This window comes from Gordonia phthalatica, assembly GCF_001305675.1.
GTDB lineage: Bacteria > Actinomycetota > Actinomycetes > Mycobacteriales > Mycobacteriaceae > Gordonia > Gordonia phthalatica.
Window position 1 is genome coordinate 2,694,327 of sequence record NZ_CP011853.1, and the last position, 18,427, is coordinate 2,712,753.

Here is an 18,427-nt window from a genome sequence, read left to right on the forward strand (position 1 = left end):
CACGCAGACCCCGGGCCGCGCGTCGGGTGTGACTCAGAGCAGTCGCATCAGGCGCGCGGCCTGCATCTTCCATTGCCAGTTCTCAGTGGTCCACGCGCGACCGTTCTCCCCCATCGCCGCGGCCAGTTTCGGGGCGGTGAGGATCTCGATGATCGCCTCGGCGATGTCGGCGAGGTTCCGGCCGTCGACGACGGTGCCGGTCAGGCTCTCGCGAACGGTCTCGGGTGCGCCGCCGGAGTCGCCTGCCACCACGGGAACACCGCTGGCGGAGGCCTCCAGGAAGACGATGCCGAGGCCTTCGACGTCCAGGCCGCGACCGCGGGTGCGGGTCGGCATCGCGAAGACATCGGCCATGGCGTGGTGCATGGGCAGGTCGGCGGCCGGAACGCCGCCGGTGAAGGTCACCGAGTCCTGGACGCCCATGTCGGCGGCCAGCCGGTGCAGTTTCTCGGCGTACGGTCCGCCGCCGACGATCATCAGGTGCGCGTCCGGGACGGCGTCCCGAATGGTCGGCCAGCACCGCAGCAGCATGTCCTGCCCCTTGCGCGGCACCAGCCGCGACAGGCAGAGGACCACCGGTGCGTCGCCGACCCCGTATCGTTCGCGAAGCATCGCCCGCGCCTCCGGGTCGGGGGCGAATCGGTCGACGTCGACGCCGCACGACACGTACTCGAGGGCCGCGTCGGGACCGAACGCGGCGGCGAAGCGGCCGCGAGTGTAGCGGCTGACATAGGTGATGACGTCGCTGTGGTCGCCGATGTACCGCAGCACCTGCCGCGAGCCCGGCAGCATCGACCAGCCCACCTCGTGCCCGTGGGTACTGGCGACGATGCGACGTGCTCCGGCGGACCGCAGCGACGGGCCGAGCACCGCGAGCGGTGCGGCCGCGCCGAACCAGACGGTGTGGATGTCGTTGTCGCGCACCAGTTTCGCGGCGCGACGCCGTACGGCCGGGGTCGGCAGCATCAGGCTGGTGGGATGCCGGACGATCCGATAGGGCGCGGCGGCGTCGTACTCCTCGCAGCCCCTCCACTTCGGCGCGTAGACGATCAGGTCGTCTGCGGGGAGGAAGGACGCCATGTTCTCCAGGTAGGACTGGATGCCGCCGGGACGAGGCGGGAAGTCGTTGGTGAGCAGCAGGGTCCGGTTCACCGCCGGACCTGCTTTCGCAGCCACGACTGCCAGTCGGCGATCACCCTGGCCTTGTCGACGCCGAGCGCATCCTTGATCGCGGCGTCCTGCGTCGCCGTGTCGCCGCCCTTGGCGACCTTCAGGTACATGTCCTTGAGCTTCTCGTCGCCGAACTTCTCCCCGACGAACGCCGCGAACGACCACGCGCTCTGGTACGCGATCCGCGCGGCGTCGCTGGAGACGGAGAAGGAGCCGTCCGACGGCAGCGCCTTCGGCACGTCCTTCGCGGCGACGGCCGCCGCCAACTCCGGTGCGGCGTCGACGAAGTCACGGTAGGTGCCCTTGCGGCCCACGTACTCGGGAACCCCTTCGGTCAACCAGAGCGGAGCCCCGTCGGCGGTCACGAGGCGGGCGGCGACGTGCACCAGTTCGTGACGGACGACGACGGCGAGCGCGGGCGCCGACAGCGAGCGGGCTGCGGGGGTCAGGACGATCCGCTGCCCGATGACCTGTTTGTTCTGCTTGTCGATCATCGTGAAGACGGTCGCCGCAGCGGCCGCCGACGTGTCTCCGGGCGCCGTCTTGGTGAGGCCGGCGAACTGGTCCGGGGTGGACGTCGAGATCATGCCGACCCGGCGCACCCAGTCGTCGCCCCAGAAGTGGGACACCTCGTCGACCGCTCCGGACAGGATGGTGGCCGCCGTGGCGGCGGTCTTCTCCGCCCCCTTGTAGAACAGGACGGTGGACGTGCCGCCCGCGGTCTTCACATCGGTGGCGGCCAGACCCGGGAAGTCCCACGGACCCAGTTCGGGCGCCTTCGGATTCTCGTCGGACTGCGCGGTGGCGTCGGGGGCCGATCCCCCGTCGCCGACGATCTTCCAGTCGTCGCCGTACCGGGCGAAGGTGTAGCTGCGGTGCAGGGTGACCGTCGGCTCGTTCAGGCCGGGCGCAGACGTCCCGCCGAGCGCGTACTCGATGTCGACAGGGGTCACCCAGGTGTCGGTGGCGCCCTGCGCCTCCAGTCGCGCGGAGAACGCGGGGTCCAACAGCTGCTCCGCACCGGTCTGCGGCGCCACCCGGAAGCGGAACTCCTTGAGCTTCAACGGCCCGGCGTTCACGGTGCGGGCCGTCGGCGCTGGAGCGGTCCGAGTCGACGTGGGCGGCTTGGGCTTCGTCGACGTCGGAGCCGACCGGCCGGGCGACGTCGTCTCGCTCGACGGCGCAGGCGACGGCTCGGGTGTGCGAGACCCGGTGATCTTCTGCGCGGTGCCGACGAAGTCGCCGGCGACCGCCTCGAGATGACGGCGGAACTCCGGCGTCGCGGCGTCGTCGATCAGTTCCGCCAGCCCGGCGCGGTCGCCGCCGCGGAGGGTCGCAGTCAGCTGGTCCAGGAGCGCGGTGACACCGTCGTAGCGCTGCTGTTCATACGGATTGAGCGGGGTGGTGGAGACCGTCGAGGACGTGGCCGATGCCGACTCGTCCGAGGAACCACAGGCCGTCAGCGGAGCGGCCAGCAGCGCGACGACGAGGACCGGGACCGCGACTGCGGTTCTACGCGTCCGCACTCAGTACCGTCGCGCGGAGTTGTACGGACCGGCCTTGTCGATCGGCACCACGGCCACCGGGACGCCGAAGGTCGATGCGTGGATCACGTAGCCGTCGCCGACGTACATGCCGACGTGGTGCGCATCCGGATAGTAGATGATCAGGTCTCCGGGCTTCAGATCAGCGCGGTCGACGGGCTTGCCTCCGCCGAGCTGTGCCTCGCTGGTCCGCGGAATGGTGCGTCCGGCCTGCTTGTACGCCCACAGCATCAGCCCGGAGCAGTCGAACTGGTCGGGTCCCACCGCACCCCACACGTAGGGGTCGCCGATCCGCGAGATGGCCGCCTGGACTGCGACGAGCTCGGGCGAGGTGCCCTTCGGGACGGCCTTGGCGTCGAACTTGTACTTGGGGCCGCGCAGCGCGGCGAGCTGCCGACCGGTCATCGACTGGTAGATCGCGCGGATCTGGACGGCCTGCAGTTGCAGATCCGCCTGTTTCGCCTGCAGTTCACCGCGGGTCTTCTCCGACGCGGCGATCGCGCGGGTCGCTGCGTCCGCGGTCCGCTCCGCATCCGCCTTCGCCGCCTTGGCCTCGCGCGCCACCTTCACGACGCTGCGCAGGTCGGCGGCCGACTGCCGTGACATCACCTCGAGTCCGGACATGGTGTCGAGGAGGTTCTGGGGCGAGTCGCTCACCAGCATGGCGTACAGCCGATTGATGCGCGCGCCGCGGTAGCTCGCGCGGGCGATCGCGTCGACTCGCTTCTGCGCGACGGCCATCCGGTCGTTCATCGTCTCGACCTTCGCGGCCGCGGCTTTGGCCTTGCCGCGCTCCACGCGGACGATCGTGCGCTGCGACTCGTACTCGACCTGCACGGCCTTCATGGCCTCGGCGGTCTTCTCGGCGTCGACCGACAGGCCCCGATACTTGGCGAGCAGTTGGTCGGCGCTGCGGGCGGGCGTCGGTTCGGCCGAGACCGGGGCGCCACCGATCAGCATCGATGCCGTGATCGCGGCAACTCCCATGACCGCGGCGCACTTGCGCGTCCGCGGTCCCGCCTTGTTCAACACACTCGCACCTGATTCCGGGATAGCAGTGAGGGCGGGGCGGCACCATGCCGTCCCGCCCTGCACTTAGATCGAACTGTGGTCGCTCAGTAGCGACGGATGGTGGTGAGGTTCCATGCCTTGACACGGTCGCGCTTCACCGGCACGCCCTCGGTCGACGAGTGCACGAACATGCCGTTGCCCGCGTAGATGCCGGCGTGGCTGCCACCGTTGAAGATCAGGATGTCGCCGGGACGGGCCGCTGCCAGCGACGCGACGGGGGTGCCGCCGCCCATCTGGCCGTAGCTGTCGCGCGGGATGATCTTGCCTGCCTGCTTGTAGGCCCACGAGGTGAGGCCCGAGCAGTCGAAAGCGTTGGGGCCGGCGGCGCCGTACACGTAGGGCGAGCCGATCTTGGACTCAGCGGCGCGCAGTGCCTTCTTGGCGCGGACCTGCTGCTTGGTGCCCATGTCGAACTGCGGAACGCTCGGTGCCTTCGGCACCGCGTTCGGCGGCAGACCCGGAATGTCGAAGGTGCCGACGTTCGGAATGGTCACCGGGGCGGCGTCAGCCGGAGCGGCGGCGAATGCCAGCGATCCGCCGATGGCGATCGAGCCGGCGATGAGCGCGGACTTGGCTGCCTTCTGACCGACGGCAGGCTGCTCCAAACGATGTTTGGCCACGGAAACACGTACTCCTTGTTGTTCTCCCTATCGCCGACCGGGTTAGCTGTCGGGTTCGGGCCGGAAGAGATGGCCCTACGCACGCCAGAAGTAAAGCCTTATCGGCTTCGACCGCTGTGCGATTCACCCCGATCCGCGCGGCAGGCGTTGGCACTGCGCGCGGAGGAAGTGGTTCCCCGGTTCGCCCCCGTTGGTAAGGGCGATTAGGCGACGACCCTCCGGGCACTCCGGATCACTCCGGGAGAACCCTGACTGGAAGGTCTCAGAAAGATTACGAAACCCTGACTGCGATGTCCACTGAACGCACGCGTTCGTGCCGTGGCCCCCGCGATCACACCGCGCGGAGACCTCTGGGCCACTTTTCGGCAAAATTGCCTTCACCTGCAGTGACACGCCGTCGTGCCTCATCGGCGTCGTCCAATGAGACCAATTCTGTGTCGACGAACACATCGATCGCATCCACCAGATCCGCATCGTGCGCCACGAGCGCCCCGTGAACCCCATACTCGCTGGTAGCCGGGCTGAAGAAGACCTGCATCATGCAGTCGTCACAGGCACGGGCTCGGGCCGGGCATCGCGCACAATCGATTTTCATGTGATCTCCCTCTCAATGAGGGTGCCGTGACACCGAACCGGGCATCTCGCAGGATGTGACTCGACCGTCGGGCACCGACTTTCAACCTGTGGTGGAGAGTACGAACGACCTCTGACAATTCCGGGGCGCCGTCGCGAGGAATTGTCGGAGGCCGGTCGTAGCGTGCGGGGCATGGCAGTCGAACAGTTGTCGTTCTCCGATCTCCCCGAGTCCGAGGAGTTCGCCGCCTCCGCGCTGCGCGAGACGACCTTCGTCGTCGTCGACCTCGAGACGACGGGCGGCAGCGCCGACACCGACCGCATCACCGAGATCGGCGCGGTCAAGATCCGCGGCGGCGAGGTCCTTGGCGAGTTCGCCACGCTCGTCGATCCCGGACGCACCATTCCCCCGCAGATCGTGGCGCTGACCGGCATCACGACCGCCATGGTCTACGACGCACCCCGCATCGAAGAGGTGCTGCCGTCGTTCGTCGAGTTCGCCCGCGGCAGCATCCTGGTGGCCCACAACGCCCGATTCGACATGGGCTTCCTTCGCAAGAGCGCCGCGCGCATGAAGCTGCCGTGGACCTTCACCGCCTCGCTGTGCACCGTCGTCATGGCCCGCCGCGTCCTCAGCAGACAGGAGGCGCCGACGGTCAAACTGTCCGCCCTGGCCGACCTGTTCGACGTGTCGGTCCGTCCGACCCACCGGGCGCTGGACGACGCCCGCGCCACCGTCGACGTCTTCCACCACCTCCTGGAGCGCGTCGGCAACCAGGGCGTCCAGACGGTCGGCGACCTCACCTCCTACCTCCCGCGCGCGACGCCCGCCATGCGTGCCAAGCGCGGGATGGCGGCAGCGCTGCCGCACCGGCCCGGCGTCTATCTGTTCCGCGGGCCCGGCGACGAAGTCCTTTACATAGGGACCGCCGTCGATCTGCACCGGCGGGTGTCCGGTTACTTCAACGGCAGCGACCCCCGCAGCCGGATGGCCGAGATGGTCGGCCTCGCCGTCCGCGTCGACCACGTCGAATGCGCCCACGCACTGGAGGCAGCCGTCGCCGAGCTGCGACTGCTCGGCGTGCACAAGCCCTCCTACAATCGTCGCTCCCGCAATCCGCAGCGCGGCTGGTGGATCACGGTCACCGAGGAACGGTTTCCCCGGTTGAAGGTGTCCCGCACGCCCGGTCCCGAATCGCTGGGGCCGATCCCCGGGCGCGCGCAGGCCGCCGACGTCGCCGACGTGATCTCCGGGCTCGCAGGCCTTCGGACGTGTACCGCCGAACTGAAGAAGGCCTCGCATCACTGGTGTGAGGGCCCTTCCGACGCCGCCGCCCTGCCCGATCCCCTCGTCGCCGCTCTACCCGGTGTCTGCCGGGCCGCCAGCGACCGCCCGCAGACTCTGCCGGACTACCTGGGCCGGGTGGAGGCCGCTCGCGATCTGCTGTCCGGGCGGTCCGACTCGCTCCTGACCGCACTCGAGGGACGGATCGAGATGCTCGCCGCCGAGCATCGGTTCGAGTCGGCGGCCCGCGCCCGCGACCGCCTGTCGGCGACGATCGAGGCGCTCTCCCGCGGTCAACGCCTGGCCGCCGTCGCGCAGCGCGCGGAGGTGGTCGCCGCACGCCCTGACGGCGACGGAGGGTGGGACCTGTCGGTGGTTCGTTACGGCAGGCTCGCGGCCGCGGCCCGCGCGGTCCGCGGGGTGTCGCCGATGCCGGTGATCGATCGACTGCGGGCCTCGGCCACGACGGTCCTCCCACCGGCGCCGGAGTCCGGTCCGCTCGGCGGTGCGCCCGCCGAGGAGACCGCCCTCATCGAACGATGGCTGTACGAGCCGGGAACCCGCCTGGTGGACGTCACCGACCAGTTGTCGCTGCCGATCGGGGCCGCCGCCCGATGGCATCACTTCGCTCGTACCGCGCGCGCCGCACGCGAAGCCGTCTCCGGCTACTAGAGTTACGGCCATGATCACCGCCATCGTCCTCATCGGAGCCGACATCAACCAGATCCCCGAGACCGCGCAGGCCGTCGCCGACATTCCGGGCGTCACCGAGGTCTACTCGTGCGCCGGCGACGTCGATCTGATCGCCAAGGTCCGCGTCCGCAATCACGAGGAGATCGCCACCGTGGTCACCGGAGCCATCAATCGGATTCCCGGGGTCCGCAGCAGTGCCACGCACATCGCCTTCCGCAGTTACGCGAGTTCCGAAGTGGAGGGCGGCTTCTCCATCGGCGAGGAGTGACGCCGCCGCCCCCGGAGAGACGACGACGCCCCACCGCGAGACTTCGCGGCGGGGCGTCTCCCGTTCTGGGACGTCCGATTCCTACTGTGCGGCCGCCAGCCGCTGCGTCGTCGCCGCCCACCGGTCCAGCAGGTCGGCGGCCCTACCGGAGTCCAGGACGTCGCCGACGCGTGCCAGCGCCTCGCGCATCGCGGCGTCGAACTGGTCCTGCGTCAGCAGTTCCTGCTGATCGTGGGCCACGAGGGCCGCGGCGGCGTTCAGGCTCACCGCGTCGCGCACCGGTCCCGTCCGGCCCGCGAACAGGTCGCGCGCGATCTGCGCGTTGACCGTCGCGTCGCCGCCTTGCAGCGCGGACAGTTCCACCAGTTCGATGCCCAGCGCCGTCGGGTCCACCGTCAGGCGTCCCACCTGACCGTTCACCACCTGCCAGACACTCGAGGTGGTGGTTGTCGTCAGTTCGTCGAGGCCGTCGTCTCCGCGCACCAGGAGCACGCGGTTGCCGCGTTCGGCGAAGGCCGCGGCCAGGACCGGTGCCAGGTCGCTGAACGCGCACCCGATCAGTCCGGCCTCGGGTGCGGCCGGATTGGTCAGCGGACCGAGCACGTTGAACACGGTCGGGATGCCGATCTGGCTGCGCGGGGGCCCGGTGAACCGGAACGCCGGGTGGAACACCGGGGCGAAGCAGAACCCGATGCCGGTCTCCGCCACCGAGGCCTCGACCGATGCCGGATTCAGGCTGATGGCCACACCCAGTGCCTCGAGCACATCGGCGCCGCCGCTCTTCGACGACGCCGCCCGGTTGCCGTGCTTCACGACCGGCACACCGGCCGCCGCCACGACCACCGAGGTCATCGTCGAGATGTTCACCGTGTGCGAGCGGTCTCCGCCGGTGCCGACGATGTCGATCGCGTCACCGTTCACCGTCAGCCGGTTGGCCAGCGAGAGCATCGCCTCGGAGAGTCCGCGGAGTTCGGCGGGCGACGGACCCTTCATCTTCACACCGACGCCGAAGGCCGCGATCTGGGCGCCGGTCGCGGCGTCGGACATGATCTCGCGCATCGCCCACGCCGCCTCGTCGACGGTCAGGTCGATCCGATCGGTCACCTTGCCGAGCACGTACGGCCAGGTGTAGGCGGTGGGGGATCCGGTTGCGTCCTGTGCACTCACGGCACCAAGACTAACGTCAGCCCTCCGACGCCGTCACCGGAGTATCACCGCGACGGAGGACGGCCCAGCCCTCCACCCGGCCGCCGGCCCGAGAGGCCACGCTGGCCATCCGGGACCGGGTGCGGGACAGGGAGACGGCGTCGACCACCGCGACGCGGGCCACCGCGAGCAGGACCAGACCGTCGTCCGCGTCCGACGACGGCACGCTCTGATCCACCTCGTACCCGTCGACGACACACCGACGGGTCACGTCTTCGCGCTGCGACGCGGGGATCCGCAGCAGGTGACGTTCGACCACCGGGCCGTCGTCGTCGAACCCGGCCGCGCCGAACGCGACCGATGTCGCGACCGCCTCGTCGTCGCCCGCGACGGCGATCACGAGCGTCGGATCGCCGACCTCGGGCGGCTGTGGTTTCACCTGCCCCTTGCGCCACGGCCACTTCCACGTCACCACCGAGTCACCCCGCCTCGCGTCTCCATGAGGGCCACCGTAGCCCTCATCGTCTTCTCAGGACACGCCGGTAACCTCGGAAACCGGGTCTGCCACCTGCGGAAAGCGGGCCTCTTCGACCAATTTTCCGACCCGGGTGGTCAAGGGTTACTACGAACCGTCATACTTCTCTTGTGACTAGCGCTGTGGGTAACTCAGAAACCGCCATCACCTCACGCGTGCACTCGCTGAACCGTCCGAATATGGTCAGCGTCGGCACCATCGTGTGGCTGTCGAGCGAATTGATGTTCTTCGCCGGCCTGTTCGCGATGTATTTCGTCGCGCGGGCCAATGCCTCGGACGGCTGGCCTCAGCCGCCGACGCACCTCAACCTCTGGCTGGCCGTGCCGGTGACCACGGTGCTGATTCTCAGCTCCTTCACCTGCCAGGCCGGCGTCTTCGCTGCTGAGCGAGGTGATGTCTACGGTCTGCGTCGGTGGTACACCATCACGTTGGCCATGGGCACCTTCTTCGTCTGCGGTCAGGCCTTCGAGTACTTCTCGATGGTCAGCGAGGGCACCACGCTCTCCTCGAGCGCGTACGGCTCGGTGTTCTACATGGCGACCGGCTTCCACGGCATGCACGTCATCGGCGGTCTTCTCGCCTTCGTGTTCCTGCTGGTTCGTACCCGCCTCTCGAAGTTCACGCCCGCTCAGGCAACCGCCGCGATCGTCGTGTCGTACTACTGGCACTTCGTCGACGTCGTGTGGATCGCCCTGTTCGTCGTCATTTACTTCATTCGGTAACCACGGCCGGAAACCGGCCGCGTCGCGGCACGGTTCGCATACATTCAGTCCAAACCGCTTAGTAGAGAGTCACAGATGAGATCATCTCCACCGAGTTCGCCGGAAGGCCGAGACCCGTCCGACGACCAGAATGCAGGGGCACGCGCCAAGCGTCGCCGTAAGTTGCGTCGTCGCGCGAGCGGCTCGATCTTCCTGCTCCTCGGCCTCGTTGCCGCGGGCTTGATCGCAGCCCTGCTGTCGCCGAGCCCCCAGGTCGCCACCGCTGACGACCACTCGATCGCTTCCGTCGCCCCGGGCAAGCAGCTGTACGAGACCTCGTGCATCACCTGTCACGGCGCCAACCTCGAAGGCGTTGCGGACCGCGGTCCGTCGCTGATCGGCGTCGGCGATGCTGCGGTGTACTTCCAGGTGTCGTCCGGCCGAATGCCTGCCGCACGCAACGAGGCACAGGCACAGCGCAAGCCCACCAAGTTCACCGAAGCCGACATCGACAAGCTCGGCGCGTACATCCAGGCCATGGGTGGCGGCCCGTCGGTCATGTACGAGAAGAACGAAGACGGCAGCCTCAAGATGAAGGACGGTTTCCCCGTCCTCGCCATGGACTCGCTGCGCGGTGACGACATCGGTCGCGGTTCGGAGCTCTTCCGACTGAACTGCGCGTCGTGCCACAACTTCACCGGTCGCGGTGGCGCCCTGTCGGGCGGCAAGTTCGCTCCCCCGCTGACCGACGTCAACCCCCAGCAGCTCTACACCGCCATGCTGACCGGCCCGCAGAACATGCCTAAGTTCTCGAACCGTCAGCTCTCGGTGGACGAGAAGAAGAACATCATCGGTTACATCCGGTATGTCGACACGGCCAACCCCAGCGGCGGCTTCGGACTCGGCGGCTTCGGTCCCGCGTCTGAGGGCATCGTGATGTGGGTGGTCGGCGTTTCGGCGGTCGTGGCCGGCGCGATGTGGATTGGATCACGAAATTGAGCGATACGAGTAAGGACGTCCCGTCCGACGACGAACTCGCCGCAATGTCTCGCGAGGAGAAGGTCCGTCTCGGCACCAACCTCGACGGGGTGGAGATCATCCACCGCGCCGAGCGGTTCCCCGAGCCCGGCACCAAGGCTGAGAAGCGCGCCGAGTTCGCTGTCGCGATCTGGTTCATTCTCTCCGGCGTCTTCGCCGTTGCAGCCTTCATCCTCTTCATCTGGAACGACTGGCAGTTCAAGATGCCGGACGAAGCAGGCTACTGGGCGTACACCTTCTACACCCCGCTGCTCGGCGTCACCTTCGGTGGGTCGATCCTGGCCTTCGGTTGCGGTGTCATCCAGCTGACCAAGCGCTTCATCCCGGCTGAGATCTCGGTCCAGGACCGCCACGACGGCGGTTCCACCGAGGTGGACAAGCAGACGATCGTCGCCGAGTTCGACGACGCGCTGCAGACCTCCACCCTCCCCCGCCGCAAGATGATCATCGGTTCGGCCGTCTTCGGTCTCGGTGCTCTCTCGCTCGCCGGCGGTGTGGCTGCGATCGGCGGCTTCATCAAGAACCCGTGGGCCGAGGGCGACGATTCGCCGCTGTGGACCAGCGGCTGGGCCCCGAGCCGCAATGCGGTCAAGGGTGAGACCGTCTTCCTGCGTCGCGACACCGGCAACCCGTACCAGGTCGCCCTGGTCCGCCCGGAGGATCTCGACGCCGGCGCCATGGAGACCGTCTTCCCGTGGCGCGTCTCTGACGGCTACGGCGAGAACGAGGAGTCGCGTCACAAGCTGCTGGAGGGCCTTCGCGCCGTCAGCAACCCGGTGATGCTCATCCGTCTTCGTCCCGAGGACGGCGAGAAGGTCATCAAGCGCCGCGGCCAGGAGAGCTTCAACTACGGCGACTACTACGCGTACACGAAGGTCTGCAGCCACCTCGGTTGCCCGACCTCGCTGTACGAGCAGCAGACGAACCGTATTCTCTGCCCGTGCCACCAGTCGCAGTTCAACGCCCTCGAGTACGGCAAGGCAGTCTTCGGACCCGCCGCCCGCGCTCTGGCGCAGCTGCCCATCACCGTCAACAACCAGGGCTACATGGTCGCCAACCCGCAGCAAAACGGCGGTAACTTCCTTGAGCCCGTCGGACCGGCATTCTGGGAGCGTAAGTCATGACGATCGCTGACCGCCTCGCCACACAGGCAGAAGGTGTGGACTCGAGGTACCACCTCGCATCCGGCATGCGCCGACAGATCAACAAGGTCTTCCCGACGCACTGGTCGTTCATGCTCGGTGAGGTCGCTCTGTACAGCTTCATCATCCTGTTGCTGTCGGGCACCTACCTGACCCTGTTCTTCGATCCGTCGATGGCGCACGTCGTCTACGACGGCGCATACCAGCCGCTCAACGGTGTGACCATGAGTCGCGCCTACGAGACCACCCTGAACCTCTCGTTCGAGGTCCGCGGCGGCCTCTTCGTGCGCCAGATCCACCACTGGGCAGCTCTGCTGTTCGCTGCGTCGATCATCGTGCACATGATGCGCATCTTCTTCACCGGTGCGTTCCGCCGCCCGCGTGAGGCGAACTGGGTCATCGGCTGCTTCCTGCTGCTGCTGGCCATGTTCGAGGGCTTCTTCGGCTACTCGCTTCCGGACGACCTCCTGTCGGGCACCGGCGTCCGCGCCGCCATGTCGGGCATCGTCCTGGGCATTCCGCTCGTCGGCACCTGGGTTCAGTGGGCCCTGTTCGGCGGTGAGTTCCCGGGCGACATCATCATTCCGCGCCTTTACGTGCTGCACATCCTGATCTTCCCGGCAATCATCCTGGGTCTGATCGGTGCTCACCTCGCGCTGGTCTGGTACCAGAAGCACACGCAGTTCCCCGGCCCCGGCCGCACCGAGAAGAACGTCGTCGGCGTTCGCATCCTCCCGGTGTTCGCCGCGAAGGGCGGTGCGTTCTTCGCGATCATCACCGGCCTCCTGGCCCTGATGGCCGGCGTCTTCCAGATCAACGCCGTGTGGAACATCGGCCCGTACAACGCCGCGCAGGTCTCGGCGGGTTCGCAGCCTGACATCTACATGATGTGGACGGACGGTTTCGCTCGACTGATGCCGCCGTGGGAGCTGTACCTGGGCAACTACACGATCCCCGCGATCTTCTGGGTCGTCGTCGTGATCGGTGTCGTGTTCACCGTGCTGTTCGCCTACCCGTGGATCGAGAAGGCCCTCACCGGCGACGATGCTCACCACAACCTGCTGCAGCGTCCGCGTGACACCCCGGTCCGCACCGCGATCGGCGCCATGGCGCTGACGTTCTACATCATCCTCACGGTGAGCTGTATGAACGACATCATCGCGCTGAAGTTCCACATCTCGCTGAACGCGACGACGTGGATGGGCCGCATCGGCCTGCTGGTGCTGCCGCCGCTGGTGTACTTCATCACCTACCGCTGGGCCCTCGCACTGCAGCGCAGTGACCGCGAGGTGCTCGAGCACGGCATCGAGACCGGCATCATCCGCCGCGAGCCGCAGGGTGCGTACATCGAGATCCACCAGCCGCTCGGCCCGGTGGACGAGCACGGCCACCCGATCCCGCTCCCCTACGAGGGGGCGGCGCTCCCGAAGCGGATGAACAAGCTCGGTTCCGCCGGCTCGCCCGGTACCGGAACCCTGCTGGTCCCGGACTCCGCGGAGGAGCAGGCGCTCAACGAGCGGATCGCTCACGAGCAGCATCTCGAGGAGAAGCAGGCTCTGATCGCTCTGCAGGAGAAGGGCGGAAACCCGCTCGACTGATCTCCTTCAGTCACAGCCACCGAGGCCGTCTCGCATCACGCGAGACGGCCTCGGTCGTTTCTGCATCTCGGCGTCTGCCGACGCATCCCCTCCCCCACTCACCGTCGCCCCGCGTCGGTCTTCGCTCACGATTCGATGCTGCCCAGCGCGGCCCTCGGCCCCGAGACGCCACACCTGCGTCCCCCACCGACGTTTGCGTCGTCCCGGACGACGCAGATGTCGGTGAGAGACGCGGATGGTGTTCTCGACAGACGCGGCTGTCGACCAGAGACGCAGTTGTCGCCGAACGACGCGAGCAGGCTCCGAACGCCCCACCACAGACGCGACCGTCGCCGAGCGCGAGCAAGCAGGCTCCGACCGCCACACCTGCGTCCCCCGCCGACGTTTGCGTCGTCCGGGACGACGCAGATGTCGGTGAGAGACGCGGATGGTGTCCTCGACAGACGCGGCTGTCCGCCAGAGACGCAGTTGCCGCCGAACAACGCGAACGGCCCTGTCCGCCACACCTGCGTCCCCCACCGACACTTGCGTCGTCCCGGACGACGCAGATGTCGGCGACAGACGCAGATGGTGTCCCCGACAGACGCACATGCGCCCCGACACGCCCCGCAGGACTACCAGACGGCTCCGGGGCGCCAATCGCAGTAGAGGGGCGCTGACAGCTCGATAGGCGACGTCGTCGACGGCACACGGACGAGGACGCTGCCGTCCTCGTCCGGAGTGAGTCTGGGACCGGTGGGGCTCAGGACGCCGAGAGGGCCCGTCCAGAAGGACCAGTCGTGACGGAGGTAGAGGGGCTTGCCCGCCTCGGAAGCCGCCAGTGCACCGACGTCGAACGACCGGTCGACGATCCGGTCGACGGACCTCATCAACGAGTCTCCGATCCCCCGCCGGCGGGCACGCGCCGCGACGGCGACGGCCTCGACGTAACCGGCCCGCAGCACACGCGAATGCGGCGTGGGATCACCCAGCACGACGCGCCGTTGCACGACCGCCGCGTGGCCGAGCAGGCCGCCTGAGGCATCCACCGCGAGGACGTGGACGCCGCCGAGCGCGTGGTCGAAGTCGTCGGCGTCGAAGTCGCCTGCGAAGGCCTCGGACAGAAAGCCGACGAGCTGCCCGCGGAACTCCGCAGACAGCTCGTGGGTATGACGAAGCCGCACCCGGAATCCGGGTGCGGCTTCGTCGAGGTGCTTCGTCAGATCAGTGCTTCTCGGGTCCCACGTGGTACTCGAACACCAGGCCTGCGACGGTGGCGATGATGATCGGGAGCAGCCCCAGCGCGAACCACCAGTTCGCGGACGCGAAACCGATGGCGAACAGCGCGGCGGCACCAGCGATCATGATGGGCCAGTAGCTGTGCGGCGAGAAGAAGCCGAGCTCACCCGCACCGTCCTCGACCTCCGCGTCTTCGAAGTCCTCCGGGCGGATCTCGACGCGTCGCGCGACGAACCGGAAGTACGTGCCTGCGATCAGCGCCAGGCCGCCCGAGAAGAACATCGCGGTGGCGCCTGCCCACTCCACACCGGTGCGGTAGTAGAACGTGCCGACGGCGTAGACGATGCCCACGACGAAGAAGAAGCTCGCGATGGCCTCAAAGATCCGTGCTTCGACCTTCATAGCTGTTTAGACCTCCGGCTTGCAGTTGGCGATCGTGGTGTTGCTGGCGTCACCGAGGTGCTTCGGCGTCGTTCCGTTGGAGACACGGCGAGTGTCGAACGGAACGGTCGTGACCGACTCGGGCGTCTGGCAGACGGCCTGCAGAGCCTGAGCGTTGGTCGCCTCCGGGTGCGCCTTGCGGTAGTTGATGTAGCTCGTGAACGTCTGCGGGCTGACCGCGCGGATCTCGAAGTTCATCATCGCGTGGAAGGTGCCGCACATCTCTGCACAGCGACCGACGAAGGCGCCCTCACGGTCGATCTCAGAGATCTGGAACGACGGATCCTGGTGGTTCTGCTCCGGGAACGGCATGACGTCGCGCTTGAACAGGAACTCCGGAACCCAGAAGGAGTGGACGACGTCCGCGGCAGCGAGGTCGAACTGAATGCGGGTCTTGGTCGGCAGGACCAGGATCGGGATCTCAGACGAGGTGCCGATGGTCTCGATCTTGTCGTACGACAGGTAGTCGCGGATCTCAGCGGAACGACCGCCGGCAGCACCCAGGACCTTCTCCTGCTTGCCGTCTTCCTCGCGGTACTTCTCGATCTGCCCCTCGAAGGGTGTGCCCTTCTTGGAGTCGGTCTTCGGGTCGACCAGCTTCTGACCGTTGATGGTCGCCGAGTTGTAGCCGAACTTCCAGTTCCACTGGAAGGCCGTCACGTTGACGACGACGTCGGGGTTCTCGACCTTGGTCTCCACCTTGTTCTGCACGATGACGGTGAAGTAGAACATCACGGCGATCAGCACGAACGGAATCGCGGTGTACGCGAGTTCCAGAGGCACGTTGTAACCGGTCTGGCGAGGGATCTCGTCCTCCGGCTTGGTGTCCTTCTTGCGGCGGTGGAACGTGATGGTCCAGAAGATCAGACCCCACACGATGACGCCCATGGCCAGGGCTGCGATGACAGCCCAGGTCCAGAACTCACGCATTGCCTGACCTTCGGGCGTGATGCCCTCCGGCCAACCGAAGCGCAGTGCCTCTTCAGCACTGCAGCCCGATGTCATCAGCACACCAACGCCGAGGACCGCGAGGCCACTCAGTCTCTTGATCATGCGCGACGACGATCCCCTTCGTCGCGCAGACGGCCGTACACCGTTCGTCAATTTCACGCCTTCCTGCTGGCAGGGAGCTGTTCTTCAAGGCCTGCGCCGAGGCGACCAGACACTCCTCGACGCAATTCTTGCACCTAGTACTACGCAGCGTAGACCAACCCGGCGAACTGTTCGTGATTGGGGGCCGCAGTTACCGGAATCATTTTCCACGACCTGCGGAAAGACGTCTATAGCGACACGACAGACAGTCCGTCACGGCGCGGCGCAGTCGCGGAATCAGGAGGTTCTACGGCATAGTGGAACCGCTTGCGCGCATGATCGCGCGCGCCTTGGTTCCTTCTTCAACCAGCGAAATGAGGCCCTGTCACAGTGTGCGGCTTGCTCGGAATGCTGACCAGCGACGGTTCCGCGTCGACGACGACCCAACTCGTCGCATCGGCGGCCACGTGCATGCGGCACCGCGGCCCCGACGACCTCGGCACCTGGAACGACGACGACCTGATCTTCGGATTCAACCGGCTGTCGATCATCGACATCGAGCACTCGCATCAGCCGCTGCGCTGGGGTCCCCCGGAGGATCCGGAACGGTACGCGCTCGTCTTCAACGGGGAGATCTACAACTACATCGAGATCCGCGACGAGCTCAAGCGCGAGTTCGACGCCCCCTTCCGCACCGAGGGCGACGGCGAGCCGATCGTCGCGGGCTTCCACTACTGGGGTCCCGACGTGCTCACGAAGCTGCGCGGCATGTTCGGCTTCGCCATCTGGGACACGCAGACCAAGGAACTGTTCCTGGCCCGCGACCAGTTCGGCATCAAGCCGCTGTTCCTCGCGACCAGCGATCACGGCACCGCGTTCGGCAGCGAGAAGAAGAGCGTCCTGGAACTGCTCGACCGCCTCGGGCTCGACCGCGAGCTCGACGACCGCGCCATCGAGCACTACACGGTCCTCCAGTACGTTCCGGAGCCGGAGACGCTCCACAAGAACATCACCCGCCTCGAATCCGGCTGCTACGCCACGGTGAAGCCCGGTGTCGCCCCGACGGTGACCCGCTACTTCAAGCCCCGCTTCCCCGTCGTTCCGTTCGCCACCGACAGCGACCAGAAGCGGTACGACGAGATCGCCGACGTCCTGCGCGACTCCGTCGCCAAGCACATGCGCGCCGATGTGACCGTCGGGTCGTTCCTGTCCGGCGGCATCGACTCCACCGCCATCGCGGCGCTCGCCATCCAGCACAACCCCGACCTCATCACCTTCACGACCGGTTTCGAGCGTGACGGGTACTCGGAGGTCGACGTCGCCGCAGAGTCCGCCGCGGCGATCGGCGCGCGCCACGTGGTCAAGGTGGTGTCGCCCCGCGAGTTCATCGAGTCCCTCCCCCAGATCATCTGGTACCTCGACGACCCGGTCGCCGACCCGGCCCTGGTTCCCCTCTTCTTCGTCGCCGCCGAAGCGCGCAAGCACGTGAAGGTGGTCCTGTCGGGTGAGGGTGCCGACGAGCTGTTCGGCGGCTACACCATTTACAAGGAGCCGCTGTCGCTGGCGCCGTTCGACAAGCTGCCCGGCGGCCTCCGCCGCCTCGCAGGCAAGGTCTCCGACCGGATTCCCGAGGGCACCCGCGGGAAGAGCCTCCTGCACCGCGGCTCGCTGACGCTCGAGGACCGCTACTACGGCAACGCGCGCAGCTTCGACGACGCCCGCCTGCGCGCCGTCCTGCGGACCTTCCGCGAGGACTGGATGCACCAGGACGTCACCGCGCCCGTCTACGACATGAGCAAGGGCCTGGATCCGGTGACCCGGATGCAGCATCTGGACCTGTTCACCTGGCTGCGCGGCGACATCCTCGTGAAGGCCGACAAGATCAACATGGCGCACTCCCTGGAGCTGCGCGTGCCGTTCCTCGACAAGGAGGTCTTCGCGGTCGCCGAACGACTCCCCTTCGATCAGAAGATCAGCCACGGCACCACCAAGTACGCGCTCCGTAAGGCGCTCGAGCAGATCGTGCCGCCGCACGTGCTGCACCGCCGCAAGCTCGGCTTCCCGGTCCCGCTGCGCCATTGGCTCGCCGGCACCGAGATGTACGACTGGGCGCGCGAGCTGATCGCGACATCCGACACCGACCACATCTTCGACAAGCAGTTCGTCATGCAGATGCTGGAGGAGCACCGCCGCGGTGAGGTCGACAACAGCCGCCGCATCTGGACGGTGATCTGCTTCATGCTCTGGTACGGCATCTTCGTCGACGGCACCGTGAAGCCGCAGATCGAGGACCGCGACTACCCCGTCCGACTGTAGGACGGCAGCAAGCGACAGAACGCCCCGCTCATCGAG

17 protein-coding genes and 1 riboswitch are annotated in these 18,427 nt (G+C 67.3%); of the genes, 7 read left to right on the forward strand and 10 right to left on the reverse strand.

Features of this window, described 5'->3' with window-relative positions:
* Positions 1-33 precede the first annotated feature (33 nt).
* From ACH46_RS12625 to ACH46_RS12645, 5 genes are all read right to left on the reverse strand, one after another.
* Positions 34-1,152 (reverse strand): glycosyltransferase family 4 protein, encoded by a 1,119-nt coding sequence (locus ACH46_RS12625; RefSeq protein WP_062395376.1) that lies wholly within the window; start codon positions 1,150-1,152, stop codon positions 34-36.
* Complete coding sequence (locus ACH46_RS12630; protein ID WP_062393241.1) at positions 1,149-2,696, reverse strand: peptidase MA family metallohydrolase; 1,548 nt, start codon at positions 2,694-2,696, stop codon at positions 1,149-1,151. The genes ACH46_RS12625 and ACH46_RS12630 overlap by 4 nt, the downstream gene beginning before the upstream one ends.
* Positions 2,697-3,701, reverse strand: coding sequence for a C40 family peptidase (locus ACH46_RS12635; RefSeq protein WP_062395378.1), 1,005 nt, complete (start codon positions 3,699-3,701; stop codon positions 2,697-2,699).
* A 128-nt stretch (positions 3,702-3,829) separates the two neighbouring features.
* The gene (locus ACH46_RS12640) at positions 3,830-4,405 is read right to left on the reverse strand and encodes a C40 family peptidase (protein WP_062393242.1); all 576 of its coding nucleotides are present in this window, start codon (positions 4,403-4,405) and stop codon (positions 3,830-3,832) included.
* Positions 4,406-4,421: 16 nt separating this feature from the next.
* Positions 4,422-4,625, reverse strand: a riboswitch (cyclic di-AMP (ydaO/yuaA leader).
* Positions 4,626-4,736: 111 nt separating this feature from the next.
* The gene (locus ACH46_RS12645; protein ID WP_226995611.1) at positions 4,737-4,946 is read right to left on the reverse strand and encodes a hypothetical protein; all 210 of its coding nucleotides are present in this window, start codon (positions 4,944-4,946) and stop codon (positions 4,737-4,739) included.
* Between the two features lie 225 nt (positions 4,947-5,171).
* On the opposite strand from ACH46_RS12645, the gene ACH46_RS12650 reads away from it, so the two are divergent.
* Complete coding sequence (locus ACH46_RS12650; protein WP_062393244.1) at positions 5,172-6,935, forward strand: DEDD exonuclease domain-containing protein; 1,764 nt, start codon at positions 5,172-5,174, stop codon at positions 6,933-6,935.
* 10 nt (positions 6,936-6,945) lie between these two features.
* Complete coding sequence (locus tag ACH46_RS12655) at positions 6,946-7,224, forward strand: Lrp/AsnC family transcriptional regulator (RefSeq protein WP_062393245.1); 279 nt, start codon at positions 6,946-6,948, stop codon at positions 7,222-7,224.
* Between the two features lie 81 nt (positions 7,225-7,305).
* On the opposite strand, the gene trpD is transcribed toward ACH46_RS12655, so the two are convergent.
* Together trpD and ACH46_RS12665 are read right to left on the reverse strand one after the other, a co-directional pair.
* Positions 7,306-8,391 (reverse strand): anthranilate phosphoribosyltransferase, encoded by a 1,086-nt coding sequence (trpD, locus tag ACH46_RS12660; RefSeq protein WP_062393246.1) that lies wholly within the window; start codon positions 8,389-8,391, stop codon positions 7,306-7,308.
* A 16-nt stretch (positions 8,392-8,407) separates the two neighbouring features.
* The gene (locus ACH46_RS12665; protein ID WP_062393247.1) at positions 8,408-8,845 is read right to left on the reverse strand and encodes a hypothetical protein; all 438 of its coding nucleotides are present in this window, start codon (positions 8,843-8,845) and stop codon (positions 8,408-8,410) included.
* A gap of 170 nt (positions 8,846-9,015) precedes the next feature.
* On the opposite strand from ACH46_RS12665, the gene ctaE reads away from it, so the two are divergent.
* From ctaE to qcrB, 4 genes are all read left to right on the forward strand, one after another.
* Entirely contained in the window at positions 9,016-9,627 is a 612-nt protein-coding gene (gene ctaE / locus ACH46_RS12670) for an aa3-type cytochrome oxidase subunit III (protein WP_082399648.1), read from the forward strand.
* A gap of 75 nt (positions 9,628-9,702) precedes the next feature.
* Positions 9,703-10,605, forward strand: a complete 903-nt coding sequence (gene qcrC / locus ACH46_RS12675) for a cytochrome bc1 complex diheme cytochrome c subunit (RefSeq protein WP_062393249.1) — start codon at positions 9,703-9,705, stop codon at positions 10,603-10,605.
* Positions 10,602-11,768, forward strand: coding sequence for a cytochrome bc1 complex Rieske iron-sulfur subunit (qcrA, locus tag ACH46_RS12680; protein ID WP_062393250.1), 1,167 nt, complete (start codon positions 10,602-10,604; stop codon positions 11,766-11,768). Before qcrC ends, qcrA begins: the two co-directional genes overlap by 4 nt.
* Positions 11,765-13,384: a cytochrome bc1 complex cytochrome b subunit gene (gene qcrB / locus ACH46_RS12685; RefSeq protein ID WP_062393251.1), complete on the forward strand. Its 1,620-nt coding sequence runs from the start codon at positions 11,765-11,767 to the stop codon at positions 13,382-13,384. Before qcrA ends, qcrB begins: the two co-directional genes overlap by 4 nt.
* A 614-nt stretch (positions 13,385-13,998) precedes the next feature.
* Here qcrB and ACH46_RS12690 read toward each other — a convergent pair.
* The 3 genes from ACH46_RS12690 to ctaC are packed head-to-tail and all read right to left on the reverse strand — an operon-like array spanning position 13,999 to position 16,096.
* Positions 13,999-14,547, reverse strand: coding sequence for a GNAT family N-acetyltransferase (locus tag ACH46_RS12690; protein ID WP_062393252.1), 549 nt, complete (start codon positions 14,545-14,547; stop codon positions 13,999-14,001).
* Between the two features lie 40 nt (positions 14,548-14,587).
* A complete protein-coding gene (locus tag ACH46_RS12695; protein ID WP_062393253.1) occupies positions 14,588-15,004 on the reverse strand; it encodes a cytochrome c oxidase subunit 4 in 417 nt (138 codons plus the stop codon).
* Between the two features lie 6 nt (positions 15,005-15,010).
* A complete protein-coding gene (gene ctaC / locus ACH46_RS12700) occupies positions 15,011-16,096 on the reverse strand; it encodes an aa3-type cytochrome oxidase subunit II (protein WP_062393254.1) in 1,086 nt (361 codons plus the stop codon).
* Positions 16,097-16,465: 369 nt separating this feature from the next.
* Between ctaC and asnB the strand changes: the two genes are divergently transcribed.
* Positions 16,466-18,391 carry an asparagine synthase (glutamine-hydrolyzing) gene (gene asnB / locus ACH46_RS12705; protein WP_062393255.1) on the forward strand — a complete coding sequence of 642 codons (1,926 nt, stop codon included), beginning with the start codon at positions 16,466-16,468 and terminating at the stop codon, positions 18,389-18,391.
* Positions 18,392-18,427 lie beyond the last annotated feature (36 nt).

Excerpts from the sequence above, each read along its gene's own strand:
- ACH46_RS12635 (WP_062395378.1), bottom strand. The coding sequence starts at position 3,701 with ATGGGAGTTGCCGCGATCACGGCATCGATGCTGATCGGTGGCGCCCCG.
- ACH46_RS12645 (WP_226995611.1), bottom strand. The coding sequence starts at position 4,946 with ATGATGCAGGTCTTCTTCAGCCCGGCTACCAGCGAGTATGGGGTTCAC.
- ACH46_RS12650 (WP_062393244.1), top strand. The coding sequence starts at position 5,172 with ATGGCAGTCGAACAGTTGTCGTTCTCCGATCTCCCCGAGTCCGAGGAG.
- ACH46_RS12655 (WP_062393245.1), top strand. The coding sequence starts at position 6,946 with ATGATCACCGCCATCGTCCTCATCGGAGCCGACATCAACCAGATCCCC.
- qcrC (WP_062393249.1), top strand. The coding sequence starts at position 9,703 with ATGAGATCATCTCCACCGAGTTCGCCGGAAGGCCGAGACCCGTCCGAC.
- qcrB (WP_062393251.1), top strand. The coding sequence starts at position 11,765 with ATGACGATCGCTGACCGCCTCGCCACACAGGCAGAAGGTGTGGACTCG.
- ACH46_RS12695 (WP_062393253.1), bottom strand. The coding sequence starts at position 15,004 with ATGAAGGTCGAAGCACGGATCTTTGAGGCCATCGCGAGCTTCTTCTTC.
- ctaC (WP_062393254.1), bottom strand. The coding sequence starts at position 16,096 with ATGATCAAGAGACTGAGTGGCCTCGCGGTCCTCGGCGTTGGTGTGCTG.